25 protein-coding genes are annotated in these 26,052 nt (G+C 70.5%); 6 read left to right on the top strand and 19 right to left on the bottom strand.

Annotated features, from left to right (window positions below; genetic code table 11):
* Positions 1 to 2 precede the first annotated feature (2 nt).
* Complete coding sequence (locus AB0I66_RS29090; protein ID WP_363210907.1) at positions 3 to 728, top strand: gamma-glutamyl-gamma-aminobutyrate hydrolase family protein; 726 nt, start codon at positions 3 to 5, stop codon at positions 726 to 728.
* Between the two features lie 225 nt (positions 729 to 953).
* Here AB0I66_RS29090 and AB0I66_RS29085 read toward each other — a convergent pair whose 3' ends face one another.
* Positions 954 to 1,919: a LysR family transcriptional regulator gene (locus AB0I66_RS29085; protein WP_363210906.1), complete on the bottom strand. Its 966-nt coding sequence runs from the start codon at positions 1,917 to 1,919 to the stop codon at positions 954 to 956.
* 70 nt (positions 1,920 to 1,989) lie between these two features.
* Here AB0I66_RS29085 and AB0I66_RS29080 point away from each other — a divergent pair, with 70 nt between their 5' ends.
* The gene (locus tag AB0I66_RS29080; protein ID WP_363210905.1) at positions 1,990 to 3,114 is read left to right on the top strand and encodes a TDT family transporter; all 1,125 of its coding nucleotides are present in this window, start codon (positions 1,990 to 1,992) and stop codon (positions 3,112 to 3,114) included.
* On the opposite strand, the gene AB0I66_RS29075 is transcribed toward AB0I66_RS29080, so the two are convergent.
* From AB0I66_RS29075 to AB0I66_RS29055, 5 genes are all read right to left on the bottom strand, one after another.
* Positions 3,083 to 3,805 (bottom strand): helical backbone metal receptor, encoded by a 723-nt coding sequence (locus AB0I66_RS29075; protein ID WP_363211148.1) that lies wholly within the window; start codon positions 3,803 to 3,805, stop codon positions 3,083 to 3,085. The genes AB0I66_RS29080 and AB0I66_RS29075 overlap by 32 nt on opposite strands.
* 22 nt (positions 3,806 to 3,827) lie before the next feature.
* On the bottom strand, positions 3,828 to 4,400 hold the full coding sequence (locus tag AB0I66_RS29070) for an XRE family transcriptional regulator (protein WP_363210904.1): 573 nt from the start codon (positions 4,398 to 4,400) through the stop codon (positions 3,828 to 3,830).
* Between the two features lie 105 nt (positions 4,401 to 4,505).
* On the bottom strand, positions 4,506 to 5,510 hold the full coding sequence (locus AB0I66_RS29065; protein ID WP_363210903.1) for a hypothetical protein: 1,005 nt from the start codon (positions 5,508 to 5,510) through the stop codon (positions 4,506 to 4,508).
* 148 nt (positions 5,511 to 5,658) lie between these two features.
* The gene (locus AB0I66_RS29060) at positions 5,659 to 8,271 is read right to left on the bottom strand and encodes an ABC transporter permease/substrate binding protein (protein ID WP_363210902.1); all 2,613 of its coding nucleotides are present in this window, start codon (positions 8,269 to 8,271) and stop codon (positions 5,659 to 5,661) included.
* A complete protein-coding gene (locus tag AB0I66_RS29055) occupies positions 8,264 to 9,424 on the bottom strand; it encodes a glycine betaine/L-proline ABC transporter ATP-binding protein (RefSeq protein ID WP_363210901.1) in 1,161 nt (386 codons plus the stop codon). The genes AB0I66_RS29060 and AB0I66_RS29055 overlap by 8 nt, the downstream gene beginning before the upstream one ends.
* A 278-nt stretch (positions 9,425 to 9,702) precedes the next feature.
* Here AB0I66_RS29055 and AB0I66_RS29050 point away from each other — a divergent pair, with 278 nt between their 5' ends.
* The 4 genes from AB0I66_RS29050 to AB0I66_RS29035 all read left to right on the top strand — a co-directional run bounded on the left by AB0I66_RS29050 (position 9,703) and on the right by AB0I66_RS29035 (position 13,175).
* Entirely contained in the window at positions 9,703 to 10,608 is a 906-nt protein-coding gene (locus AB0I66_RS29050) for a 5'-3' exonuclease (RefSeq protein ID WP_363211147.1), read from the top strand.
* 55 nt (positions 10,609 to 10,663) lie between these two features.
* Complete coding sequence (locus AB0I66_RS29045; protein ID WP_363210900.1) at positions 10,664 to 11,506, top strand: siderophore-interacting protein; 843 nt, start codon at positions 10,664 to 10,666, stop codon at positions 11,504 to 11,506.
* A 52-nt stretch (positions 11,507 to 11,558) separates the two neighbouring features.
* A complete protein-coding gene (locus AB0I66_RS29040; RefSeq protein ID WP_363210899.1) occupies positions 11,559 to 12,155 on the top strand; it encodes a GNAT family N-acetyltransferase in 597 nt (198 codons plus the stop codon).
* 111 nt (positions 12,156 to 12,266) lie between these two features.
* Positions 12,267 to 13,175 (top strand): RluA family pseudouridine synthase, encoded by a 909-nt coding sequence (locus AB0I66_RS29035; protein ID WP_363211146.1) that lies wholly within the window; start codon positions 12,267 to 12,269, stop codon positions 13,173 to 13,175.
* Here AB0I66_RS29035 and AB0I66_RS29030 read toward each other — a convergent pair.
* The 13 genes from AB0I66_RS29030 to AB0I66_RS28970 form a co-directional block, all read right to left on the bottom strand.
* Complete coding sequence (locus AB0I66_RS29030) at positions 13,169 to 14,635, bottom strand: cytochrome P450 (RefSeq protein WP_363211145.1); 1,467 nt, start codon at positions 14,633 to 14,635, stop codon at positions 13,169 to 13,171. The genes AB0I66_RS29035 and AB0I66_RS29030 overlap by 7 nt on opposite strands.
* An 80-nt stretch (positions 14,636 to 14,715) precedes the next feature.
* A complete protein-coding gene (locus tag AB0I66_RS29025) occupies positions 14,716 to 15,330 on the bottom strand; it encodes an ATP/GTP-binding protein (RefSeq protein ID WP_363210898.1) in 615 nt (204 codons plus the stop codon).
* A complete protein-coding gene (locus tag AB0I66_RS29020) occupies positions 15,311 to 15,700 on the bottom strand; it encodes a DUF742 domain-containing protein (protein WP_363210897.1) in 390 nt (129 codons plus the stop codon). The genes AB0I66_RS29025 and AB0I66_RS29020 overlap by 20 nt, the downstream gene beginning before the upstream one ends.
* Positions 15,697 to 16,104, bottom strand: a complete 408-nt coding sequence (locus AB0I66_RS29015) for a roadblock/LC7 domain-containing protein (RefSeq protein ID WP_363210896.1) — start codon at positions 16,102 to 16,104, stop codon at positions 15,697 to 15,699. Before AB0I66_RS29015 ends, AB0I66_RS29020 begins: the two co-directional genes overlap by 4 nt.
* Complete coding sequence (locus tag AB0I66_RS29010) at positions 16,101 to 17,738, bottom strand: ATP-binding protein (RefSeq protein ID WP_363210895.1); 1,638 nt, start codon at positions 17,736 to 17,738, stop codon at positions 16,101 to 16,103. The genes AB0I66_RS29015 and AB0I66_RS29010 overlap by 4 nt, the downstream gene beginning before the upstream one ends.
* Positions 17,739 to 18,126: 388 nt before the next feature.
* Entirely contained in the window at positions 18,127 to 20,937 is a 2,811-nt protein-coding gene (locus AB0I66_RS29005; RefSeq protein WP_363210894.1) for a DEAD/DEAH box helicase, read from the bottom strand.
* Between the two features lie 52 nt (positions 20,938 to 20,989).
* Positions 20,990 to 21,898 carry a diacylglycerol kinase gene (locus AB0I66_RS29000; RefSeq protein WP_363210893.1) on the bottom strand — a complete coding sequence of 303 codons (909 nt, stop codon included), beginning with the start codon at positions 21,896 to 21,898 and terminating at the stop codon, positions 20,990 to 20,992.
* Between the two features lie 43 nt (positions 21,899 to 21,941).
* On the bottom strand, positions 21,942 to 22,904 hold the full coding sequence (gene tatC, locus AB0I66_RS28995; RefSeq protein WP_363210892.1) for a twin-arginine translocase subunit TatC: 963 nt from the start codon (positions 22,902 to 22,904) through the stop codon (positions 21,942 to 21,944).
* A gap of 47 nt (positions 22,905 to 22,951) precedes the next feature.
* Positions 22,952 to 23,245, bottom strand: a complete 294-nt coding sequence (tatA, locus tag AB0I66_RS28990) for a Sec-independent protein translocase subunit TatA (protein WP_363210891.1) — start codon at positions 23,243 to 23,245, stop codon at positions 22,952 to 22,954.
* A 248-nt stretch (positions 23,246 to 23,493) separates the two neighbouring features.
* Entirely contained in the window at positions 23,494 to 23,691 is a 198-nt protein-coding gene (locus AB0I66_RS28985) for a hypothetical protein (RefSeq protein ID WP_363210890.1), read from the bottom strand.
* Between the two features lie 9 nt (positions 23,692 to 23,700).
* Complete coding sequence (locus AB0I66_RS28980; RefSeq protein ID WP_160510146.1) at positions 23,701 to 23,952, bottom strand: hypothetical protein; 252 nt, start codon at positions 23,950 to 23,952, stop codon at positions 23,701 to 23,703.
* Positions 23,953 to 23,963: 11 nt separating this feature from the next.
* The gene (locus AB0I66_RS28975) at positions 23,964 to 24,962 is read right to left on the bottom strand and encodes a WYL domain-containing protein (protein ID WP_363210889.1); all 999 of its coding nucleotides are present in this window, start codon (positions 24,960 to 24,962) and stop codon (positions 23,964 to 23,966) included.
* Positions 24,963 to 24,979: 17 nt separating this feature from the next.
* A complete protein-coding gene (locus AB0I66_RS28970; protein ID WP_363210888.1) occupies positions 24,980 to 25,933 on the bottom strand; it encodes a WYL domain-containing protein in 954 nt (317 codons plus the stop codon).
* Positions 25,934 to 26,052 lie beyond the last annotated feature (119 nt).

Raw genomic sequence — 26,052 nt, 5'->3', positions numbered from 1 at the left:
GGGTGAGCGCGACGAACACCGGCCGACCGCTGATCGGTGTCAGCACCTATCTGGAGTCGAAAGTGGGCTGGGGCGTGTGGGAGCTGCCCGCGGCGCTGCTCCCGGCCGGTTATCCGCGGCTCGTGCAGGGGGCGGGCGGCATCGCCGCGATGCTGCCGCCGGATGATCCTTCGTACGCGGACGAGGTCGTCGCCCGCCTCGACGGCGTGGTCATCGCGGGCGGGCCCGATGTCGAGCCGGTCCGCTACGGCGCGGAGCGCGAGCAGCGTACGGGCCCGCCGGCGCGGGAGCGGGACGCGTGGGAACTAGCGCTGATCGAGGCGGCGTTGACGTCCGGGACGCCGCTGCTCGGCATCTGCCGGGGGATGCAGCTGCTCAATGTGGCGCGCGGCGGGACGCTGGTGCAGCACATGGAGGGGCATGCGGAGACGGTGGGCGTCTTCGGCACGCACGAGGTGAAGCCGGTGCCGGGTTCGCTCTACGAGTCGATCGTCCCCGCCGCCGCGGAGGTCCCCGCCTATCACCACCAGGCGGTGGACCGCATCGGCCGGGGGCTTGTGGTGTCGGCGTACGCGGCGGACGGCACCCCGGAGGCGCTGGAACTCCCCGCGTCCGCGGGGTGGGTCCTTGGGGTCCAGTGGCACCCGGAGATGGGGGACGACCTGCGGGTGATGTCAGCGCTGGTTCGCGCGGCGAGGGCGTTCAGCGGACCGGGGAGCCCGGCCTGACCCCGGACCGCCTCGCACCCGGGGGGTGGCCCTCCGGCCGGGGGCATGCCTGCACCCAGCGGTCCCTGCACCGCCGGGTTTCCCCTCGGCGGGACCTTTCCCGCCCACCCGCCCGTTGCCCCGGGGTAATCGGGTGGGTGGGCGGGAGACCTCCGCCGGAGGCGGGAGGAGACATCCCACCCGCAGGTGAAAGCAGACCCCAGCCCCGGAGGCGCGAAGCAGAACTCACCCCCCAGGGGAAGCCGGCGACCCCGCCCGAGTGAGCGAAAGCAGATCCCGTGCCGGGCCGGTGGGCCGGTGTCCCGTGGGCCACACCGCCCGGAGGGCGCGGCGTAGTTGGACCCCCTCCAGAGGGACCGCCACCAGGCGCCGAGCCGACAGCTCCTCCCCCACCGCGAGCTCACTCAGCACAGCGGGCCCCGCCCCACTCACCGCGGACGCCTTTACCGCCGTGGTGGACGACAGCTCGATCAGCGGGCGCGCCAGACCCCCCAGCGCCGCGTCGAGGACCTGCCGCGTCCCTGAACCCTCCTCCCGGAGAATCAGCGGCGTGGCCGCCAACTCCGCGGCGCTCAACGGCTTTCGGCGCCGCGCCCAGGCGTGGCCCGGCGCCGTGACGACGACCAGGCTGTCGTGGGCGATGACGGCAGAGTCGAGGCCGGTCGGCACCGCGAGCCCCTCGACGAAGCCGAGGTCCGCCTCGCCCGCGAGCAACCGCTCGGCGACCGCGGTCGAGTTGCCCGCCGTCAGGGACACCGCCGTGTCCGGCCGCTGCGTCCGCAGCGCGATCAGCCAGCCCGGCAGCAGATACTCGGCGATCGTCATGCTCGCCGCGACCCGCAGCCGTGAGTCCCGCCGGTCCCGCAAGGCCTGCGCCCCCGCGTCGAACGCCTCGGCCGCCTCCACGATCCGCCGCGCCCAGTCGGTGACCAGCGCCCCCGCGTCCGTGAGCCGCGACCCCCGCGGCGACCGGTCGACCAGTGCGACCCCGAGCTGCCGCTCCATCGACCGGACGCGGCTGCTCGCGGCGGGCTGGGTGATGCCGAGCTCCTTCGCGGCCCGCCCCAGGCTGCCCAGCCGCGCCACGGCGAGCAGCAGTTCGAGCGCCCCGAGATCCGGCACGCGATGCGCGAGCGGCGACGCCCCCGGCGACGCATCGGACACACCGGAGGAACCAGAAGACGTACCCATAAGCCCAGGTTATGCCCTCATACGAAGATGCCTCCTGGTGGGGGGCCCGCCGAACGGCGACCGTGGAGGCATGGTCACCGTCGCCCACCCGCAGGCACCCACGAGCTCCGCCACCACCCCCGGCATCACCCGCGCCACCCGCCACCTCGGCCCGAACTGGTACGCCGCCGTCATGGGCACGGCGATCATCGCCGGGGCCGGCGCGACCCTGCCGGTCCACGTCCCCGGCCTGCGGACCGCCTGCACCGCGGTCTGGGCGCTTTCCCTGCTGATGCTGGCCTCGCTGCTCGCCGCCCGGACGCTGCACTGGATCCACCACCGCGACCAGGCCCGCGCCCACCTCCTCGACCCGGCCGTGGCCCCCTTCTACGGATGCCTCTCCATGGCCCTGCTCGCCGTCGGCGGCGGCGCCGTCCTCGTGGGCGAGGACTGGATCGGGACGACCGCGGCGGTCGCGCTGGACGCCGTCCTCTTCACCGCGGGCACCGTCATCGGCCTCGCGGCGGCCGTCGCGATCCCGTACCTGATGGTGGTGAAGCACCGCATCGAACCGGACCAGGCCTCGCCCGTCTGGCTGCTGCCCCTGGTGGCGCCCATGGTGTCGGCCGCCCTCGGCCCGCTCCTCGTACCGCATCTCCCGCAGGGCCAGGCCCAACAAACGCTCCTCTACGCCTGCTTCGCGATGTTCGGCCTGAGCCTGCTCGCCACCCTGGTGATGCTCCCGATGATCTTCGCCCGCCTGCTGACCGGCGGCCCGTACCCCCTCGCGCTCACCCCCGCCCTGTTCCTGGTCCTCGGCCCGCTGGGCCAGTCGACGACCGCCGTGAACAAGTTCGCCGACACCGCCGCGACAGGCGTCGTCCCGGCCCCGTACGACCAGGGCTTCGCCGTCTTCGCCGTGCTCTACGGCGTCCCGGTGATGGGCTTCGCCCTTCTGTGGCTGGCGCTCGCGGGCGCGATGGTGGTGCGGGCCCGGCGCAAGGGCATGGGCTTCGCGATGACCTGGTGGGCGTTCACGTTCCCCGTCGGCACCTGCGTCACGGGCGCCGAGGGCCTGGGCAAGCACACCGGCCTCGCGTTCTACGACTGGCTGGCCCTCGCCCTGTACGCCCTGCTCCTGACCGCCTGGGCCGTGGCCCTCACCCAGACCCTCCGCGGCCTCCTCAACGGCAAGCTGCTCGCAGCGCCGCGCTGAGCACCGCCGGGGCCTCCGCCAGGGACGGGCCGTACCACGTGAGGTGGCGGCCGCTGATCAGGGCCGTGGGGGCGGTGAACGCCTCGGGGCCGTCCTCGGGGGTGAAGCGGTAGGGCTCGTCGGGGAGGATCACCACGTCCGGGTCCACGGCCCGCAGCTCCTCGATCGGGACGCGCGGATAGCGCTCGGCGTGCGTCGCGTACGCGTTGTCGACGCCGAGGCGCCGCAGCAGATCCCCGGCGAACGTGTCGCGTCCCAGGACCATCCACGGCCGCCGCCAGATCGGGACCACTCCCTTCAACCGGGTGTCAGGCAGAGGGAGTTCGCCCCACGCCCGCTCGGCGTCGGCCAGCCACCCCGGACGCCCGGCGCCGCACGCGGCCAGCACCCGGGTCAGCTCTCGGAAGGCGTCCGGCAGATCGCGTACCTCCGTCACGAGCACCTGGACGCCCGCCGCCCGCAGCGCCGCGAGGTCGGGCGCGCGGTTCTCCTCCTCGTTGGCGATCACCAGGTCTGGGGCGAGGGCGATGATCCGGCGCACGTCGGGATTCTTGGTGCCGCCGACGCGGACGACACCAAGGTCGTCGAGGTCCTCCGGATGGCTGCACCACTCCGTGGCCCCCACCAGCGCGCCCGGCACACTCACCGCGACCGCCTCGGTCAGCGAGGGCACCAGCGAGACGACCCGCACTCCCGTCACCGCAAGGACCCCCTCAGCGCCGCGAGCCGTCCACGGCCTCGATGTGGTCGGCGACGGCCACGACGAGCACCTGGCTGTCCGGCACGGTCGCCCGCCAGCGGTGGCGCACACCGCCGGTCAGATAGAGGCTGTCGCCGCGCCCGAGGCGGTAGGCCCTGCCCTCCGCCTCGACCTCGACGGCGCCACCCACCACGTACATCAACTCGTCGTTGCGGTGCTGGAACTCTCGGCCCTCGTCGTGGTCGCCGGTGAACTCGACGGCGTGCAGCTGATGGTGGCCGCGCACCAGGTTGCGGACACGGACGTCGGGGGACGAACTTTCCCCGTCGCCCTCGTCGGCGCGCATCAGGTCGACCGTGCACGCGGGATCCGCTGCGGCAAGCAGTTCGACGTCGGTCGTCAGGAGCGCGTCGGCGACACGCTGCAGGGAGCGCCTGCTGGGCCGCGCCCGCTCGTTCTCGACCTGGCTCAGGAAAGGCACCGAGAGACCGCTGCGCTCGGCCACCACGGCGAGGGTGAGCTCCAGCTGCCGGCGGCGGCGCCGCACGGCCGAGCCCACCCGGAGGGTTTCCTTCTGCTCGTCCATCGCCTCGGCTCCCTTCTGCGCATCGGTCCACTCTCAACCCTGTTGGGTTTTCTGCACCCTACGCATGTTCGCCAAACGGTTTTGCCCCGTTGCGAGGACCGCCGTCTACAGCTTGTGCCAGTAGACAAGCTGCCCCGCCTCGCCGGGGGCCGCTCCTTGTGCCGGTATGAACAGGCTGACCAGCAACGCAGGCCTGCCCCGCGGGTCCGTGAGGAGGGTCGCCGAGGGATTGGCGAAGGCACGGCTTCCGCCATGGGTGGAGATGCTGAGGCGGTCGGCACGGCCGCTCGCGGGGTCGTAGGCATAGGTCCGCCAGCTGCCGAAGTCACCCCGCCACCGCTGCCCCTCCACGAGGAGGACGCGCCGCCCGTCGAGCCTCACGGGCGCCCGATCCCCGAAGTTCCCGCTGTTGCCCCACGTCTGCAGCGCCCGGTCGAGCCGCCGGTCGGGCGTCGCGTGCCAGTCGCGGAACCCGGTCAGGGTGGCGCGCAGCTGGCGGTCGGTGTCGCAGTCGGCGCGGTAGTGGCCGGTGAGCTCGATGGTGTCGCCGCGTACGGCGGTGACGCTCGGCGTGCCCTCGGCGCACCGCGAGAGGGTGCGCGGGGCGTCGAAGGCCCGGTCTGCCCGCCCGTCGAGCAGGGCCGCCCGGTCCCCGTAGCCGCGTACGGCGATGTGGTTCTTCGGGTCCTTCTCGTACGCGAGGACGTAGCCGCCGCGTCCGTCGGCGGCGAGCGAGGCCTGGTGGGTGCCGGGACCGAAGTCGTGGCGGCGGTGCCAGTGCCGCAGATCGGTGGAGGTGGCGACGGCGGCATGGAAGCGGCCGTCGTCCAGGAGGGTGCGGTAGACGGCCAGGTAGGTGCCGTCGGGGGCCTGCGTGATCTGCGCGGCGTCCATGGTGCGGCCGGTGTGGTCCCGCGCGTCGTAGCGGTGGCCGTCGGCGGTGGTGACGTCCTCGGCGAGGGCGGCCAGGCGCGCGGTGCCCGCGGAAGCGGGCGCGGAGCTCGCCCCCGCCGCCTGCGCGAGGAGCAGGGCGGCGCCGAGGGCCAGGGCCACGGCGAGGGCGAGGACGGTGCGGGAGACCCGGACGGTCACGAGGGGCGCAGAGGGCACGGAGGGGCACTTACGTTCGAGCAGCGGGGAGGCTGCCCAGCCTAGGGAGCGGAGGTGCCCCCGGGAACGCCGAGAGGGGTGGGCTTCGCCACAAGGACGACGCCCACCCCTCAAGGTGATTCAGCGGTGAAGAGCCAGGGGTGAAGAGCTAGGACTGCGGAGTCATCTTCTGCTCGAAGCCCGGGTTCTTCTTCAGCCACGTGTCGACGGCCTCGGGCTCATTGCCCTTGCCCGCCTTGTTGATCTCGTTCTCCAGGCTGGCCAGTTCCTTCTCGCTCATCTTGAAGTCCTTGAGCCACTTCGTGAGCTGCGGATACTGCTTCGGGAAGTCCTTGCTGGAGATCGTGCGGATCGTGTCGCCCTTGCCGAAGCCGAGCTTGGGGTCCTTCAGCTTGGTGAGCTTGTACTCGTTGTACGCCCAGTGCGGCGACCAGAGCAGAACCGCGACCGGCTCCTTCTTGGCGTACGCCGACTTCAGCTCGGAGAGCATCGCGGGCGTCGAACCGGAGACGATCTTGTACTCCTTGTCCAGGCCGTAGCCCGGCAGGACCTTGTTCTTGAGCGCCGTCATCACGCCCGTGCCGGGCTCGATGCCGATGATCTTGCCCTTGAACTTGTCGCCCTTGCCCTTGAGGTCATCGAGCGAGTCGACGCCCTTGACGTAGGACGGGACGGCGATCTCCAGAGACGTCGGGCTGTACCAGGAGCCCAGGTCCTTGAGGTTCGCCTTGTTCTTCTCCCAGTACTGCTTCTGGGCGGTGGGCAGCCACGCGTCGAGATCCAGGTCGAGGTCGCCCTGCGCGAGAGCGGTGTAGACCGGGCCGACGTCGGAGGGCGTCAGCTTCATCTTGTAGCCGCGCTTCTCCAGGACACGCTTCCAGAGATTGGTGACGGCGATGTTCTCGTCCCACGCGAAGTACGCGGCGTTCAGCGGACGCTTCGCCTCGGCGGGGGTGGAGTTCTTCGGCAGCGGGGCCAGCTTGTCGACGACACCCGGGTTCTTCTTCAGCCAGGCACGGACGGCTTCCTGCTGCTTGCCCTTGCCCGCCTTGTTGATCTCCGCCTCAAGACTCGTGAGCTGCTTCTCGCTCATCTTGAAGTCCTTGAGCCACTTGGCGACCTGCGGGTTCTCCTTCGAGAAGCCCTTGCGCGCGAGGGAGTGCACGCCGTCGCCCTTGCCCCAGGAGCCCTTGGGGTCCTTGAGCTTCTTCAGGTCGAAGTCGCTGTAGGCCCAGTGCGGCGACCAGAGCGTGGTGACGATCGGTTCCTTCTTGGCGTACGCGCGCTTCAGCTCGGCCAGCATCGCCGGGGTCGAGCCGTCGACGACCTTGTACTCCTTGTCGAGGCCGTACTCCTTGAGGACCTTGTCCTTGAGCAGGCCCATCATTCCGGCGCTCGGCTCGATGCCGACGATCTTGCCCTTGAACTTGCCGCTCTTGCCCTTGAGGTCATCGAGCGAGTCGACGCCCTTGACGTACGAGGGCACGGAGAGCTCGAGCGAGGTCGGGCCGAACCACGAGCCCATGTCCTCGAGGTCCTTGCCGTACTTCTTCCAGTACGAGGCGTGCGTCGTCGGCAGCCAGGAGTCGGTCTGGAAGTCGATGCTGCCCTGCGAGAGCGAGGTGTAGAGCGGGCCCGCCTCGAGCTGCTTGGTCTGCGGCTTGAAGCCGCGCTGCTCCAGGATCTCCTTCCAGAGGAAGGTGGAGGCCACGCCCTCGTCCCAGGGGATGTAGCCGATGTTGATTTCCTTGCCCTGGCCGACGTTCTTGGAGTCCGCGGCCGCTTCCTCGGACTTCGATCCGCCGAAGACACCCATGCCGCCCGCGACGAGCGCGAGGACGACCACGCCGACGACCGCGACGGCGGCCTGCGGACGGTAGGTCCAGATGTTCAGACCGTGCGCGGCACGCAGCTTCGCGACGGCGCGGCGGCCGAGCGGGGAGACCTGGGTGCCCAGCGAGCTGGTCATGCGGTCCAGGTAGATCGCCAGGATGACGATGGCGACGCCCGCCTCGGAGCCGAGGCCGACGTTCAGCTGGCCGATGGCCTCGTTCACGTCGGCACCAAGGCCCTCGGTGCCGACCATGCCCGCGATGGCGGCCATGGACAGGCCCAGCATGATGACCTGGTTGACACCGGCCATGATCGTGGGAAGCGCGAGGGGCAGCTGGACGCGCAGCAGGATGTTGCGCGGCGTGGTGCCGAACGCGTCCGCTGCCTCGACCAGTTCCTTGTCGACCTGGCGGATGCCCAGCTCCGTCATGCGGACGCCGGGGGCCAGGGCGAAGATCAGGGTGGCGACGATGCCCGCGGGGGCGCCCATCCCGAAGAAGAGGATGGCGGGGATGAGGTAGATCATCGCCGGCAGCGTCTGCATGAAGTCGAGCACCGGGCGGACGATGCCGCTCACCGTGCTCGACCGCGCCGCCCAGATGCCCACGGGCACGGAGATGATCAGCGCGATGATCGTCGAGACGAGCACCAGCGACAGCGTCATCATCGCGTGGTCCCACAGCTCCATCGAGATGATGAAGGCGAAGCCCGCGAAGGTCAGGACACCGGCGACCACACCGCGCAGCCAGAACGCGATGACCGCGAAGATGCCCGCGAGGAGCAGCGGCTCGGGCGCCTGGAGCAGGTCGGATATGCCGTCGTACGCGCCCTGGAAGACGGTCTGGAAGAAGTCGAACAACCACGCCATGTGGCTGAGCAGCCAGTCGACGCCGTCGTTGACCCACTCGCCGAAGGGAATCCTAGGCACCGCTGACCACCTTGCCCACGGCCTGCTCGCCGTCATCCTGCGTCTTCTGGAGCGGGACGGCAGCGTCCCGCGGCTCGTCCTCGGGGGTCATCGGCTCGCCGAGGACCGCGAGCAGCCGCGCCCGCGGCACGACGCCGATGAGCGCGCCCTCGTCGTCGGTCACGGCGACGGCCACGTCACTGGTGGAGCACGGCGTGAACAGCTCGATGATCGGCGTCTCGGCCCTGACCGTGGCGGGGGCCGCGGACAGCACGTCCTGCGCGGTCTTCAGCTCCTTGCCCTCGGCGGTCCTCGTGCCGAACACGGTCTCGGGCTCGGCCATGATCGCGCCCGCCGTGAGGACACGGGAGCGGTCGACGTCCTGCGTGAACGCGGCGACGTACTCGTTGGCCGGGGTGACCAGGATGTCCTCGGCGGTGCCGATCTGGACGATCTCGCCGTCGCGCATGACGGCGATCTGGTCGCCGAGGCGCATGGCCTCGTTCAGGTCGTGGGTGATGAAGACGATGGTCTTCTTCAGCCGCTTCTGGAGCTCCAGGAGCTGGTCCTGCATGTCGCGGCGGATCAGCGGGTCGAGCGCGCTGAACGACTCGTCCATGAGGAGCAGGTCCGCGTCGGTCGCGAGCGCGCGGGCCAGGCCCACGCGCTGCTGCATGCCACCGGAGAGCTCGTCGGGCCAGGACTTCTCCCAGCCCTTGAGCCCGGCCAGTTCGAGCGCGACCGTGGCGCGCTCCTCGCGCTCGGCGCGCGGCACGCCCTGTACCTCGAGGCCGTAGCCGGCGTTCTCGAGGACGCTGCGGTGCGGGAAGAGAGCGAAGTGCTGGAAGACCATGCTGATCTTCTTGGAGCGCACCTCGCGCAGCTCACGGGCGCTGAGACCCGTCAGGTCCTGACCGTCGAACAGCACCTGTCCGGCCGTTGGCTCCGACAGTCCGTTGAGCATGCGCAACAACGTGGACTTGCCGGATCCGGAGAGACCCATGACGACGAAGATCTGGCCCGGCTCGACCGTGAAGGAGGCGTCGATCACCGCGGCAGTGGTGCCTTCGGCGCGCAGCTCCTCTCGGTCGGTTCCGTGGCGGAGTTTCTCCACCGCGTCAGCGGGTCGTCTGCCGAATACCTTGTACAGGTGTTCGGCTTGCAGCCTGGACACATACACCTCTCGGGTTGAACCAAGACGGCCCGCCTCCCCCGCCGGCGGGCCGTGGAGCGACACGGGTTCTGCCCGCTTACTTGCCCGCCGAAATAGTTGAATCCTCGACCGGAGGCGCTCCGGCCCGGCGCCTGCCCTGACTTACACAGATCAAACGCAAGAGTGGTCCAGTTCACATTCAGTTCACTTCTGTTGGCCGGGAAGGGCCGGTCCGCAGCGGGTGCGGTGTCAGTGCCGTGCGGCATGATGCGAAGGTGACTCAGCGAACGCGACGGCTCATGCTGCTCGACACGGCGTCCCTGTACTACCGGGCCTATTTCGGGGTCCCCGACTCCGTGAAGGCCCCGGACGGCACACCGGTGAACGCGGTGCGCGGTCTGCTCGACTTCATCGCCCGGCTCGTCCAGGACCACCGCCCGGACGACCTGGTCGCCTGCATGGACGCGGACTGGCGCCCGCACTGGCGGGTCGAGCTGATCCCCTCGTACAAGGCGCATCGCGTCGCCGAGGAGGTCGAGCAGGGACCGGACGCCGAGGAGACACCCGACACCCTCGCGCCGCAGGTCCCGATCATCGAGGACGTCCTGGACGCGCTCGGCATCGCCCGCGTGGGCGTTCCGTCGTACGAGGCGGACGACGTGATCGGTACGTACGCCGGCCGCGCCACGGGCCCGGTCGACATCGTCACCGGCGACCGCGACCTCTATCAGCTGGTCGACGACGAGCGCGGCATTCGCGTCCTCTACCCCCTCAGGGGCGTCGGCTCCCTCCAGCTCACCGACGAAGCCTGGCTCCGCGAGAAGTACGGGGTGGACGGCTCGGGCTATGTGGACCTGGCCCTGCTGCGCGGCGACCCGAGCGACGGCCTGCCCGGCGTCCCGGGCATCGGCGAGAAGACAGCGGCCAAGCTCCTGGACGCGTTCGGAGATCTGGCCGGAATCATGGCCGCGGTGGACGACCCGAAGAGCAAGCTGACGCCTTCCCAGCGCAAGCGGCTCGACGAGTCCCGCGCGTATGTGGCCGTCGCGCCGACGGTGGTCCGCGTCGCGGGCGACGTGCCCCTGCCGGACGTGGACCTCGCGCTGCCGGGCGAGCCCCGCGACCCCGCGGCCCTGGACGACCTCGCCGAGCGGTGGAACCTGGGCGGGGCGCTGAAGCGACTGCTCACGACTCTTGAAGGATGAGGTGTTAGCTTAGGTAAGCCTAAGCAACATTTGATCATCAGGGGAGGACGCCGCCATGGCAGAACGTCCGGCACGCAAGGCACCGAAGGCTCACGTCGCCCAGGTGGTGCGCACCGAGCGCCTCACCCCGCACATGCAGCGCGTGGTCCTGGGCGGTGAGGGCCTCGCGGAGTTCACTGTGGGCGACTCCACCGACCATTACGTGAAGCTGCTGTTCGGCGCCGAGGGCGTGACCTATCCGGAGCCGTTCGACATGCAGCGGATCCGCGAGGAGTTCCCCCGCGACCAGTGGCCCGTGACGCGTACGTACACCGTGCGCTCCTGGGACCCGCAGACCCGCGAGCTCGCCGTCGACTTCGTCGTCCACGGCGACGAGGGCCTTGCCGGTCCGTGGGCCCAGCGGGTCCAGCCGGGCGCCACGGTCCGCTTCCTCGGCCCCGGCGGCGGGTACGCCCCGGACGTCGACGCCGACTGGCACCTGCTGGCCGGTGACGAGAGCGCGCTGCCCGCGATCGCCGCGTCCCTCGAGGCACTTCCGGAGGGCGCCAAGGCGTACGCCTTCGTGGAGGTCGCCGACGCGGAAGAGGAGCAGAAGATCAGCTCGGTCGCGGAGATCGTGTGGCTGCACCGCGGGGAGCGCCCCGTGGGCGAGGCCCTCGTCGAGGCCGTACGCTCCCTCGACTTCCCGGCGGGCGACGTGCACGCGTTCGTGCACGGCGAGGCCGGGTTCGTGAAGGAACTGCGCCGCCACCTCCGCATGGAACGCCAGGTCCCGCGCGAGCGCCTCTCGATCTCCGGCTACTGGCGCCTGGGCGACAACGAGGACGGCTGGCAGGCCTCCAAGCGCGACTGGAACGCCCAGGTCGAGGCCGAGCAGGAGGCACCGGCTCGCACGTGAGAGGCGACCAAAACCGGTTTCCCCGGGCGGTGCCCGCTGGCACGATGCGCCCATGCCCTTCAAGATCTCGGACGTAGTCGCGGCGGGCTCCCTCGCCCGCCGGAACCAGCCCAGCATCCCCGTGCCCGGAGGGCTGGTCCTGCGCCCCTGGTCGTCGGGCGACGCGCCCGCCGTGTACGAGGCGTTCCAGGATCCGGTGCTGCAGCGCTGGCACGCGCGCGAGGCCGACTCCGTCGACGAGGCCCGCGGCTGGATCGACGGCTGGCGCAAGGCCTGGCCCGAGGAGCGCGACGCGCACTGGGCCGTCGCCGATGCCACTTCGGACGAGGTGGTGGGGCGGATCTCGCTGCGGCTGATCGTGCTCGCCGACGGACAGGCCGAGGTCGCCTACTGGACCATGCCGTCGGCCCGCGGCCGGGGCATAGCGCCGCGCGCCCTCACGGCGCTGAGCGACTGGGCGTTCTCCGAGATCGGCCTGCACCGCCTCGAACTCACCCACGCCACGGCCAACGAGGCCTCCTGCCGTGTCGCGCTCAAGACCGGCTTCGCGCCGGAGGGCACCAAGCGCAGCGCGGTCCTGCACGCGGACGGCTGGCACGACATGCATCTGCACGCCCGTGTCCAGGGGGACGAGCCCGCGGGCTCGTGACCCGAGGGACACGGCGGGGCGCCCCCGCCGGGCCCCGTACTGTTGCCGGTTGTGACCCGTAAGCCCCGTATCCCGCCCTCTCCCCTGCCGCAGCGGCGCGGCGTCGACCCCATGCGGGTCAAGCTGCCCGCCGACGGAGCGTGGGCGACCGTACGGGACCATCTCGTCGAACGGCTGAAGGCCGGGCCCGGTGTGATCGACGGGATGCTGCGGGACGGTCTGATCGTCGGCGTGGACGGGCTTCCCGTGCCGCCGGACGCCCCTTATGTGCCCGGCGCCTTCGTGTGGTTCCACCGTGACCTGCCGGACGAGGTCCCGGTGCCGTACGCCATCGACGTGGTGTACCGCGACGAGCACATCGTGGTCGCCGACAAGCCGCACTTCCTGGCGACCACCCCCCGCGGCAGCCACGTCACCGAGACCGCGCTCGCCCGGCTTCGCAGGGAGCTCGACATCCCCACGCTCGGCGCGGCGCACCGCCTGGACCGGCTCACCGCGGGGCTGATCCTCTTCACCGTGCGGCCGGAAGAACGCGGCGCGTACCAGACGCTGTTCGGCGAGCGGCGGGTGTCGAAGGAGTACGAGGCCGTGGCCGCCCACGACCCCGGCATCGCACTCCCCCGCACCGTGCGCAGCCACATCGTCAAGGAGCGCGGCATCATCGCCGCGTACGAGGTGCCCGGCGCCGAGCCCAACAGCGAGAGCCGCGTCGAACTCGTCGAGCACAACGGCATGTTGGGGCGCTACCGCCTCACCCCGCACACCGGCCGCACCCACCAGCTGCGGGTGCACATGAACGCGCTGGGCCTGCCGATCCTCGGCGATCCCGTCTACCCGCTGGTGGCCGGTCCTGTGCCGCCGGACGATTTCCGGCGGCCCCTGCAACTCCTCTCCCGCGTACTGGAGTTCAGGGACCCCGTCACCGGCGCCGACCACCGTTTCGTCAGCGCACGCGAGTTGGGCGCCTGGGCCTCGTACGACTCCTGGGAGAACGCGCACCCCTCAGCGGACGGTCAGTAACCCCGCCACCAGACGACGATCCGCCGCCACACCCCCTGCCGCGGCACCGGCACGGCCACCGGCGCCGACTCCGGCACGGGCGGCGGCGCGGCGGGCTGCGGTGCCGGAACGGGCGCGGGCCGGGGCGCGGGCGTCGCGGGATACGCGGGCCGCGGAGCCGGCGACGACACATGCCAGTCGTTGCGCGCGTCGGGGACCCGCGCCATGGGCCGCGCCATCACATCCTGCGGAGGCCGCGGCGCGAAATGTACCGGCAGCGACACCAGGTGCCGGGAGAGGATCGACGAGGTCCACCTCAACTCGTGTTCCTCGCACTCGAGTTCCACGTCCGGGAAGCGCATGAGCAGCGCGTCCACCCCCGTGTCGGCGATGGCACGGCCGAGGTCCTGCCCCGGGCACTCGTGCGGACCGCCGCTGAACGCGAGGTGGGAGCGGTTGCCCTGCATGTTGGCGGCCAGGTCCGGGCGGACGACGGGGTCGACGTTGCCCGGCGCGATGCCGAGGAGCAGACCGTCGCCCGCCTTGATCTGCTTGCCGCCGAGCTGGGTGTCCTGCTTGGCGAAGTAGCCGATCATCGCGCTGAACGGCGGCTCGTCCCACAGGGACTGCTCGACCGCTTCGGGGACCGTCATCTGGCCGCCGCTGAGCTGGGCGCGGAAGCGTGGGTCGGTCAGGACCATGCGCAGGGCGTTGGCGATGAGGTTGGCCGTGGCCTCGTACGAGGCGATGAGCACCAGGCGCAGGTGCGCGGCGACCTCGTCGTCGGTGAGCTGCGCCGGCTGTGCGATGAGGTTGCTGGTGAAGTCCTCCTCGGCCTGTGTCCGGCGCCGCGCCACGAGCCGCGTCAGCGCGTCCATGATGTACGCGTTGCTGGCGATGGCGGTCTCGGTGCCCCTGAGCATGTCGCGGGCGGCCTGCACGATCCGCTCGTTGTACTCCTCGGGCATGCCGATGACATGGCACATCACCATCATCGGCAGATGCTCGGCGAACTGGCTCACGACGTCCGCGCGCCCGTCCTGGCAGATGTCGTTGAGCAGGAGATTGCTGTAGCGGTTGATGTAGCGGCGGATGCCCCGGTGGTCGAGGAGCGCCATCGCGCCGGTGACCGCGCCGCGCAGCCGCTCGTGCTCGTCACCCTCGGCCATGCTGGCCATGGGCGTGTAGGTGACCACGGGGGCGAGCGGGTTGTCGGGGCCCATGGAGCCGTCGATGATGGCCCGCCACTGGCGTGGGTCGCGGGTGTACTGCGAGGGGGTGCGGACCATGTGCAGGTTCTCGCTGTGGCCGAGGACCGCCCAGATGGGTACGTCGTTGTGCAGCAGGGCCGGAGCCACCGCGCCGTGCTCGGCACGCAGCTTCTCGTACACGCCCGCGAGGTCGGTCTCCGCCTCGGGTCCGTACAGACGGCGCAGGCCGCCGGCGCCCAGACCGTGCGCGGGGCAGCCGGGCGGTGGCATGGCGGGGTCGTCCAGGCCGGTGTGGGGTTGGGAAGGAGTCGTCACGTTCGTCGCTCCGGGGTTGCGGATAGGGGGAGATGTCAGACGGGGGCCACGGTCAGGGAGTGCAGATACCGCGTGAGGGTCAGCAGGGTGTCCCGGCTCGACGCGCGCTGCCGGGCGTCGCACTTCACCATCGGCACCGCGTCGTCCAGGTCGAGTGCGCGGCGCAGCGTCTCCATCGGGTGATGGGGCGCGTCGGGGAAGTCGTTGACGGCGACGACGAAGGGCACGCCGCGCTCCTCGAGGCGGCCGATCACGTCGAAGCTGACCTCCAGGCGGCGGGTGTCGAGGAGGACCACCGCGCCCAGCGCCCCTTCGAAGAGGCCGTTCCACAGGAACCAGAAGCGCTCCTGGCCGGGGGTGCCGAACAGATACAGCACCAGTTCCTCGGAGATGCTGATCCGGCCGAAGTCCATCGCGACGGTGGTGGCGGTCTTGGTGTCGGAGCCGTAGTTGTCGTCGACGCCGATGCCCGCCTGGGTCATGGTCTCTTCGGTGGTCAGCGGACGGATCTCGCTGACGGAGCCGACCATCGTCGTCTTGCCGACCCCGAACCCGCCCACGATCACGATCTTCACGGCGGCCGTGGCCGTATGCGGCAGGACCTCTTCGCTGCTGGGCCCGGTGATCGTGTCAGAGCTTTTGAAGTCCATGCATCACCGCTTCGAGGAGGGAACGATCGGGGAGCGTGGAGCGGACGATCGATGCCCGCGCCTGTACCAGGTCGGCCTCGAGCATCCTGGTGAGGAGCACGGTCACCACACTGAACGGCAGCGCGAGATACGCGGAGAGCTCGGCGACGGACAGCGGCGTCTGACAGAGCCGCAGGACGTCGGAGTGCTCGGGTTCTGCCGTGGGCGGTGCCTCGCCGTTCGCGACGATCAGCGTGACGAGGTCGATCGCTGCCCGCTCCGTGTCCTCCCCGGTCAGGATGTAGAGCCGCTCGGGGTTCTCCGGGCTGCGCCGTTCCCGTTGGGGAGGGTCGTCTCGGTGGGAGGGGTTCTCGCCTTGCGGAGGATTCATACGGCCTGCCCGTCTCGCCGGGGCGGACTCGTCAGATGGGCGCCGATCCGGACGACCAGGTCCCGCATGCGGTTGCCGATGAGGCCCGCGTCGACGGTCTCGTCGGCGAGCACGGCGAGGTAGGCCCCGGCTCCCGCCGCCATCAGATAGAAGTAGCCGCCGCCGACCTCGATGATGACCATGCGCATGCCGCCGTCGGCGTGCGGGATCTCGGTGGCGACCGCGGCCGCCAGGGACTGAAGTCCCGCGCAGGCGGCGGCGATCCGGTCGGCTGCGTCAGGGTCGCCGCCGTAGCGCGCGATGCGCAGGCCGTCCGCGGAGAGCACCACGATCTGCCGGGTCTGCGGCACGCCGTCGGCGAGCTCCTTGAGCATCCAGTCGAAATTGGCCCGTTGCTGGATCACTTCCAGCCCCCCTCGTCGGCGTTGTCGGCACTGTCGGCGGTGCCGTGGTCGTTCTCGCTGTGGCCCTTGGGGAGCAACGGGTCATCGGTTGCCGAGTCGTCGCCGTTCACGCCCTTCATGAAGGCCTCGATCCAGAGGCCGGGTTCCTTCTCCTCTTTCTTCGCCGGTTCGGGTACGACCGGCGCGGCCGCCTGCGGGGCGTACTGAGCGCGCTGCTTGTGGTACTTCTCGTCGGCGGCTTCCTGGGCGAGACGCTCGGCCAGCGGGGTGCGGACCCGGCTGCGGCGCTGCGGCAGACCGTTCGACGTCCACTCGGTGACCTCGGGGATGTCGTCTTCCATGGCCGCGCCGAACGACTTGGGGAGCGGCGGTCCCGCCGTCATCACCCTCGGCTTCTTGCGCCGGATGCCGTGGGCCTCCTCGATGGGCACGCCTTCGGAGTTCACCCGGGGCACCGCGGACGCGCCGATGCCGTGGGCGAGGCCGGGGGCGGGCCCGGTGCTGAGCATCTCGCGCGGGACGATGAGCACCGCGCGGACGCCGCCGTACGCGGACTGCCGCAGCGAGACCTGCAGGTTGTACATCTGCGAGAGCCGTCCCACGACGGCCATGCCCAGGCGCGGGCTCTCGCCGAGGTCGTTCAGGTCGTAGCCGGCCTGGGCCTGCGCGAGCATGCGCTCGGCCCGTGCGCGTGCCTCCTCGCTGAGGCTGACGCCACCGTCCTCGATCTCGACGGCGATGCCGGTCTGCACCTCGACGGCGGTGACGTGCACGCGGGTCTGCGGCGGGGAGTAGCGCGTGGCGTTGTCGAGGAGTTCGGCGCAGGCGTGGATGAGCGGTTCCACGGACGTGCCGCGGATCGCGACCTTGGCGATCGAGTGCAGGTCGACGCGCTGGTACTCCAGGATGCGGGACATGGCGCCGCGCAGCACGCTGAACAGCGGTACGGGCTTGGGCCATTGGCGTCCCGGGCGGGCGCCGCCGAGCACGGTGATCGAGTCGGCGAGGCGGCCGATCAGCGCGGTGCCGTGGTCGATGCGGAGCAGGTCGTCGAAGACCTCGGGGTTGCGGCCGTGGAACTCCTCCATCTCGCGCAGTTCCGCGGACTGCTGGTGGACGATGGCCTGGACGCGCCGGGCGATGTTGACGAAGGCGCGCTGCGAGGACTCGCGCATGGCCTCGCCTGAGTCCAGGGTGTCCAGGACGTTCCGGAGCAGCTTGCGCTGCGAGAAGGGCAGATCGGCGAAGGACTCGTCGGCGTCGACGAGGTGGCGGATGACCTCCGACGGCGCTTCGCCCTGCCGGAGCCGGAAGACGGCCTCGGGGATGACCTCCCTGCCCAGGCGGATGGTCTCGTCGTCATGGGACGCGATGCGCCGTTCCAGGGAAGCGACGCGCTGCGCGTACTGGGTGTGCAACTCCCGGATGGTCCGGCCGCGTCGCACGGCTTCGGCGCCGACCGCGACGACCACGAGGGTCGCGATCGCGCCGCACCAGCCCACCGCGATGCGGGCGGGTTCCGTCACCGCGGCGACCGCGGCTCCGGTGGCCGCGGCCATCAGCAGGGCGGGCAGCAACAGCACGCGTGCGTAAGGGACTTCTCGGCCACCGGGAGGCGATTGAACACTCACCATGTATGCCCTCTGAAGACTTGTCTTGGGGGAGGAATGGGGGGCGGTGCTGGGAAATGGGGGAAATGCGAGAGGAGTTGAAAACGGTCAGACGTATGCGAACAATCGAAACATCCATGAACAAACGCGCGAATCTATCGCAACTCGTTTTAACTCGCCGCGCTCCGGGCGAGCTTAGTCCGCCGAAATCATCGCCGAGTCATATTCAGCAAGGCCCTGCAGCGCGCTCACCGACGGGCATACACTCGGCTCCATTTGCACGCGTGGCGATCAATCGAACACGTGGAGTGATGACGTCGAACAGGCGGACCTGGATACGAAAAAGGGCGGGCCCGGGGAGTAGATCCCCGGGCCCGCCCTTCGACGCGAGCAGACCACGCGTCGCGATCCGTCAGCCGACGGAGCTGTACGCCACCACACCTCGCAGCAGCTGGTCCACGGCCTTGCGGGCGTTCTTGCCCACGGTGGAACCCTCGCGGGGAGCGGCGGCCGAGATCTGCCCAAGCACGTCGATCACCTGCTTGCACCACCGCACGAAGTCACCGGCGGGCATCTCCGCCTCGCGCAGCACCTCGTCGAGGCCCTTGTCCGACGCCCACATGTACGCCGACCAGGCGAACCCGAGGTCCGGCTCCCGCTGCCCGACCCCCTCCGCCTGGTTGATCTTGAACTCTTCCTCCAGGGCGTCGAGCCGGCCCCAGATCCGCACCATCTCGCCGAGGGAGGCCTTCACCTTCCCGGAGGGCAGCTTGGGGGCGAGCGCGTCGTCCGCGGCCCGGGCCTCGAACACCAACGCCGAGACGCACGCGGCCAGTTCGGCCGGGCTGAGCCCCTCCCACACGCCTTCGCGCAGGCATTCGCTCGCAAGGAGGTCCAGCTCTCCATAGAGCCGGGCGAGCCGCTTGCCGTTCTGGGTGACCTCGTCGCCCCGGAGGTAGTCCAGCTCGGTGAGCAGCGCGACGATCCGGTCGAAGGTCCGCGCGATGGTGTTCGTGCGCCCCTCGATGCGCCGCTCGAGCTGCACGGTGTCCCGCCGCAGGCGGTGGAAGCGCTCGGCCCACCGCGCGTGGTCCTCCCGCTCGTCGCACCCGTGGCAGGGGTGCGCCCGCAGCTCCGTGCGGAGCCGGGCGATCTCGCGGTCGTCGGCCGCGGCGGCCCGCCCCTTGCGGTGCCGCTCCGGCACGATGTGCCCGGCCTTCGTGCGCAGGGCGGACGCCAGGTCCCGGCGCGACTGCGGCGAGCGCGCGTTGAACGACTTCGGGATGCGCATCCGCTCAAGCGCCTCGACCGGCACCGGGAAGTCCATCGAGGCAAGGCGCTTGACCTGCCGCTCGGCGGTGAGCACCAGGGGCCTGGGCCCGTCCTGGTGCTCGAAGCCGCGGTGGCCGTTGACCCGGCCAGCGGGGATGCCCGGGTCCAGGACGAGCGCCAGGCCCGCGTACTTCCCGGTCGGCACGTGGATGACGTCACCGGGCTTGAGCTTCTCCAGGGCGGTGGCCGCCGCAGCCCTGCGCTGGTTGGCGCCCTGCTTGGCGAGCTCGGTCTCCCGGTCCTTCAGCTCGCGGCGCAGCCGGGCATACTCCTCGAAGTCGCCCAGGTGACAGGTCATCGAGGCCTTGTAACCCTCAAGACCTTCCTCGTTCTTCTGCACCTGACGGGAGATCCCGACGACCGACTTGTCGGCCTGGAACTGCGCGAAGGACGTCTCAAGCAGCTCACGCGAGCGGTGCCGCCCGAACTGCTCGACCAGGTTCACCGCCATGTTGTACGAGGGCTTGAAGCTGGAGCGCAGCGGATACGTGCGCGTGCCCGCGAGTCCCGCGAGGTGTTCCGGGCTCATGGCGCGCTGCCACAGGACCACGGCATGGCCCTCGACATCGATGCCACGCCGCCCGGCGCGACCGGTCAGCTGGGTGTACTCACCGGGCGTGATGTCCGCGTGCTGCTCGCCGTTCCACTTGACGAGTTTCTCCAACACCACGCTGCGCGCGGGCATGTTGATGCCGAGGGCGAGGGTCTCGGTGGCGAAGACGGCGCGCACGAGCCCACGGACGAAGAGCTCCTCGACGACTTCCTTGAAGGTCGGCAGCATGCCCGCGTGGTGCGCGGCGATGCCGCGCTCCAGGCCTTCCAGCCATTCGTAGTAGCCAAGGACGTGCAGGTCCTCGTCCGGGATGGCGGCCGTGCGCTCCTCGACGATCTCGCGGACCTGGGCCCGCGCGTCCTCGCCGTTCAGCCGCAGGCCCGCGTGCAGGCACTGCTGCACGGCGGCCTCGCAGGCCGCGCGGCTGAAGATGAAGGTGATCGCGGGAAGGAGACCCTCGGAGTCGAGCCGGTCGATGACCTCGGGGCGCCCCGGCGTCCAGATCCTGGACCGCTGTCTGCGCTCGCGCTCACGGTCGGCCTCGCGGACCATCTTGCCCTTGCGGCGGTCACGCGGGTTGTACGAACGGCTGGCCTCCATGCGCGCCATGCGCGTGAGGTCAGGGTTGACGGCCTTTCGCTGGCCCTCGCCCTCCTCGAAGAGGTCGTACATCCGGCGCCCGGCGAGGACGTGCTGGAACAGCGGCACCGGCCGGTGCTCCGAGACGATCACCTGGGTGTCGCCGCGCACGGTGTCCAGCCAGTCGCCGAACTCCTCGGCGTTCGAGACGGTCGCCGACAGGGAGACCAGCGTCACCGACTCCTGGAGGTGGATGATCACCTCTTCCCAGACGGCGCCACGGAAGCGGTCGGAGAGGTAGTGCACCTCGTCCATCACCACATAGCCGAGGTTCAGCAGCGACTGCGAGCCCGAATACAGCATGTTCCGCAGCACCTCGGTGGTCATCACGACCACCGGGGCGTCGGAGTTCACGCTGTTGTCGCCGGTCAGCAGACCGACCTTGTCCGCGCCGTATCTCTTGGAGAGGTCGGCGTACTTCTGGTTGGAGAGCGCCTTGATGGGCGTGGTGTAGAAGCATTTCTTGCCCTGCAGCAGGGCCAGGTGCACGGCGAACTCGCCGACGATCGTCTTGCCCGAACCCGTGGGTGCCGCCACGAGCACGCCCTTGCCCGCCTCGAGCGCCCGACAGGCGTCGATCTGGAAGGGGTCGAGGCCGAATTCGTACATCTCGCGGAAGCCGGCGAGTGCTGTGGCCTGCTCGACAGCGCGCTCGCGCGCCGCCGCATACCGCTCGGCCGGTGAGAGGTCCTCTGTCATCGTGCTTTCGAGACTACCGGCCACCACTGACAACGGACGATCATTATCTGCCTTACGGCTCCAGCGGCCCCTTCGGCCCGAGCACACGTACGGCCCCCGGCACGCACTGTGCCGTCAGCGGCAGGCCGCCGAGCTGCTCCCCGTCCGCGTAACCGGTGACTCCCGGCGCGGCGATCTCCACCTTCGAGGCCCGGAACACGGTGACCTTGGGGTGGTCCAGGTGCGTGCCCTTGTAGACCCGCGGGAAGACCTTCAGGAGCGTCGTTCTGCTGCAGTCGCCGACGACCGTGACGTCGAAGAGGCCGTCGCCCATGTCGGCCCGCGCGCAGATCCGCATGCCCCCGCCGTACGAGGATCCGTTCCCGACGGCGACGAGCGTCGCGTCGATCTCGTGAACCTGCTCGTCGTCCAGGGTGATCCGGAACGGGACGGGCCGGAAGGCCGCCAGCTCCACGGCCATGGCGAGGTCGTACTTGAAGCGTCCGGTGGGCCAGCGCATCCGGTTGCCCCGGTCGTTGACCCGCGAGTCGAAGCCGGAGGCGAGCACGGTGCCGAACCACGTCTTGCCCACCTGCCCCAGGTCGACGTCGCGGGTGCGCCCCGCGTCGAGCGCCTCGGCGATGACGGCGCCCGCGGCGGCCGGATCGCGCACCGGGAGCCCGAGGGCACGCGCGAAGTCGTTTCCGGTGCCCACGGCGATGACGCCCAAGGGCGTCGAGGTCCGCGCCACGGCCTGCAGGGCGAGGCTCGCCATGCCGTCACCACCGACGGCGATCAGCGCGCGCGTCCCGGCGTCCACGGCATCGCGTGCCCGGCGCAGCGCGTCGGCGGAGTCCTCCCCGATGACCGTGCGGACGGAGTGGCCCGCGGCCCGCAACGCGGAAGCGGCCGGCTGCGCCGCGTGGGCGCCCCGGCCGCGGCCCGCGGTGGGATTGACGAAGAGAGTGATGTCGCTGGTCACTGGGGGTCCCCCCGGACGGAGTCTGGGGGAGGACTTTACAAGGTCACGTCACGTCGTCGAAACCGTTTACCCGGTCTCGCTTCGCTCCGTCGCCGCTCGCCTGCTCGGGCAGCGCCCTGCTCGCGGAGACGGGCTCGATCTCACCGACCTCCTCGGGTGTGAGGTCCAGGTCGGACGCCTCGTCGTCATCGGGCTTCGCCGCTTCGATCCTGGCCTTGCGCCGGTCGTTCATGAGGGAGAAGGCGGTGGCCGCGAAGTAGAGGACCCAGATCGGCCCGGCGAGGGCCATCATGGTCAGCGGGTCCGTGCTGGGCGTCGCCACGGCCGCGAAGACCGTGATGCCCATGATCATGCCGCGCCACCAGCCGAGCATGCGCTTGCCCGTGATGACTCCGGTGAGGTTGAGCATCACCAGAAGCAGCGGCAGCTCGAAGGAGAGACCGAAGACGACCACCATGCGCGTGACCAGGTCGATCAGCTCGTCGAGCGGCAGCTGGTTGTCGACGCCGCCGGGCGAGAACTCAAGCAGCACGCGCGCCATCGTCGGCAGCGTCTTGTACGCGAAGAACGCGCCGCCCATGAACAGCGGGAATCCCGCACCCACGAACGCGTACGCGTACTTCTTCTCGCTCTTGTGCAGACCGGGCGCGATGAAGGCCCACAGCTGGTACAGCCAGATCGGCGACGCGAGCACCACACCGGCCATCAGCGAGATCTTCAGGGCGAGCGTGAACGGCGTGATCAGCCCGTTCAGCACGATGCGCGCGCAGGTCTCCTCGCCGCCCTTGTCCGCCAGCTCGGCGAAGCTCGACTCGCACCCCACGGAGCTCAGGATCGGGTTCGTGAAGAACTCGATGATGTCCTTGTAGAAGAAGGCAGCGACGATCGCGACGACGATGATGGCCAGCACGGCCTTCGCGAGCCGGTTGCGGAGCTCACGCAGGTGCTCCGCAAGCGGCATCCGCCCCTCGGGATCCTGTTCCTTCTTGCGGGCAGACTTGAGCAACCCACGTCCTCATCTCGTGCGGCAGGCCGGCCGTCGCCGGCCTTGGATCAGCGCTTGGTGGTGCTGTCGGTGGGCTCGGTGACCGGACGGGAGCTGGACACGTCGCCGGGCGCGGCCTGGATGGTGCGCGGCTGAGCGGCGGAAGGGTCGCCGGGCGGGTCGGCCGGGGCGGCTTCGTCCTTCTTGCCGTCCGACTTCATCGCCTTGGCCTCGCTCTTGAGGATGCGCGCGGACTTGCCGAGCGACCGGGCCATGTCGGGAAGCTTCTTCGCGCCGAACAGCAGAATGACCACGACGAGAATGAGAATGATCTCGGGGGCGCCGATCTTTCCGGAAAACATACGTCTTTACCTTCTCACCGAGGCGGCAGGGGCGGGGCTGCCGGACAGGTCGGACCTCTGTCCGGCCACCGTGCTGACAGCGATCGTAACGCTCGGGGGTGAACGCAGGGCAATCCCTGTGCGTACCCCCAGTTGCGGCCCGCGCCTCGCACTCCGGGCTACTTCAGCAGCGTACCTTCCGGACAAGGGAAGTTGACAGGCCGCGGTGTCGATGTGCGTCTCTGCGACACCTGCAGGATCTTTGGGACCTACAGGACATCTCGGCTCGCTCGGGCCACACCCGTCGCCGCCGCCTCCAGATCCTCCGCCGCACGGTTGATCCGCTGTGTGGTCCGCGTCACTTGCGTGCTGAGGCGCTGCGCCTCGATGAAGACCCGAATCGCCAGTACGCCGAGCACGGCGAGGCCACAGAACCCCGCGGCAATCGCCAGCATCGCCCAGAACATGCGCCGAGCCTAGACGGTCGAGTGCAGACGCAGCGTCCGCACCCCGCCGCCGGTGAGGAGTTCGACGATGCGTTCGCCCGCGGGCTTGCGCACCGCGTTGCCGCACTCCGGGCATGTGAACGAGTAGAAGGTGGTGCGGGCCGAGGCGCCGATGGCCAACCGCAGGGCCCCTGCGGAGAGTTCGAAGCGGGCGCGGCAGTCGGGGCAGGCGGCCTTGAAAAGCACAGGGGCGATTCTCGACATTCCGGGAATCTCGGACATAAGGCTGGTGGTCAACGCCCTTGCTCCTGCCTGTCGTACGACCCGCCGGGGGCTTTGTCGTGCTCGTCATAGGCCGCGAGGGCCTCGCGCGCCGCCTGCCGCGCGCTGTCCGCGAGATCCGCCGGGGAGACGATGTGCCCGTCCCCGCCGAGCCGCAGCGCGAGCCTGCGCAGCGAGGTGGGCTCCGGGGTGCGCAGCGTGATCCGCAGACCCCCGTCGGGGAGCTCTTCGGCGCTGTCATGAGGGTAGTACTCGGCGACCCAGCGACCACCGGGGCCGACCTCGACGACGACCTCGGGGTCCTCCGCGGCCGGCTGCACGAGCCCTTCGGAGAGGTCACGCAGCTCGACCTCGGGCGGCGCGGACGCCTCGTCCAGAATCCTGATCTCGGCCACCCGGTCGAGGCGGAAGGTGCGGCGCGCCTCGGAGAGGTAGCACCACGCCTCCATGTACGTGTGCCCGACGGCGAAGAGGCGGATCGGGTCGACCTCGCGCTCGGTGAGCTCGTCGCGCGCCGGTGAGTAGTAGCGCAGCCAGAGCCTGCGCCGCTCGGAGATGGCGCGGTCGACCTCGGCGAAGACACCGCCCTCGGACTCGAAGGTCACCGAGAGCCGTGCGCTGGCGCCCGCGTTCTCACCGGCCGCCGTCTCCAGCTTCGCGGTGGCGCGCACCAGCGCCTGCCGGTCGCTCTCGCGCAGCCCGGGGAGCGTGGAGACCGCGCGGGCGGCCACCAGGAGCGCGGTGGCCTCGTCGGCGGCGAGCCGCAGGGGGGCCGCCACGTCGTCCGGGTTGTGCCACCAGATGCGGTCACCGTCGGTGTCGATGTCCAGGAGGTCGCCGCCTCGGAAGCTGGTCCCGCACAGCGGCAGCACGTCCAGGTCGGAGATCAGCTCGTCCTCGGTGATCCCGAAGGCGCGGGCGACGTCGCTGACGTGGGCGCCGGGGCGCTCGCGCAGATACGTCACCAGGGAGAGCATCCGCCGGGTCTGGTCGATGGCGTTCGTGGCCATGATTCGGTGTGTCCCCCTCAGCCCTTGGCCACGGCGCGCAGCCGGTCCACCACGTCGGCCCGCAGCTCGGCGGGTTCGAGGACCACCACGTCGGGCCCGAACTCCACCAGCCAGGCGTCGAGCCCGTGCCCGTACGGAATCTCCAACTCGTCCCACCCCTCGCCCACTTCACGTATCCGGGCGGCCTTGGCGCGCAGCGGGTAGCCCGCGCCCGTCCGCAGTCGGATCAGGGCGGAGCGGTCGGCGCTCTCCCCCGCCCAGCCCGCGACGGTCTCGCGCACCGTGACGACGTCGGGGATGCCCGCGGTGAACTTGCCCGCGCGGGCGCGGACCTTCCCGGTGATGCGGGAGAGCCGGAACACGCGCTCGGCGCCGCGGTCACGGTCCCAGCCCGCGAGGTACCAGTGGCCGCGCCAGCATTCGAGCGCCCACGGCTCGACGTGGCGCGGCTCGGGGCGGGCCGCGGTGGCCTTGCGGTAGTCGAAGACGACGGGGCGGCGGTCGCGGCAGGCGAGCATCAGCGGCTCGAAGGACGCCTCGTGCACGGGGATGCGCGGCTCGAGCGCGCTGTGCGCCTCGTACGGGTCGACGTCCTCGGGAAGGCCCGCTGCGCGCAGCTTCTGCAGGGCGCCGCTGGCTGCCCCGGCGAGGCGGGCCTGCTGCCAGACCTTGGCCGCGAGGCCGAGCGCGGCGGCTTCCTCGGCGTCGATGGTGATGGGCGGGAGGCGGTTGCTGTCGCGGCGCGCGAGATAGCCGACCTCGCCGTCGAGGTTCTCCACCGTCTCGATGACCAGGCCGAGTTCGCGCAGATCGTCCTTGTCGCGCTCGAACATCCGGTTGAAGGAGTCGTCGGACCCCGCCTCCAGATAGGCCTCGATGGACTCGCGCAGCTCGCGCTTGCTGAGCGGCCGCCGCGTCCCCAGCAGACACAGCGCCAGGTTCATCAGCCGCTCGGCCTTGGCAATGGCCATCGACGCCCTTTCTCAACAATGCTTCCGACCGCCGACCGTACCGCCCCGGGGTGTCGTGGGAAAAGCCGAGGCCCATGCCGGAACCGGCATGGGCCTCGACGGACAGGTCTGATCAGACC

This window comes from Streptomyces sp. NPDC050439, from assembly GCF_040655335.1.
Taxonomy (GTDB): domain Bacteria; phylum Actinomycetota; class Actinomycetes; order Streptomycetales; family Streptomycetaceae; genus Streptomyces.
The sequence above is the reverse complement of the archived record's forward strand: the minus strand, read 5'-3'. Positions and strand labels throughout refer to the sequence as shown.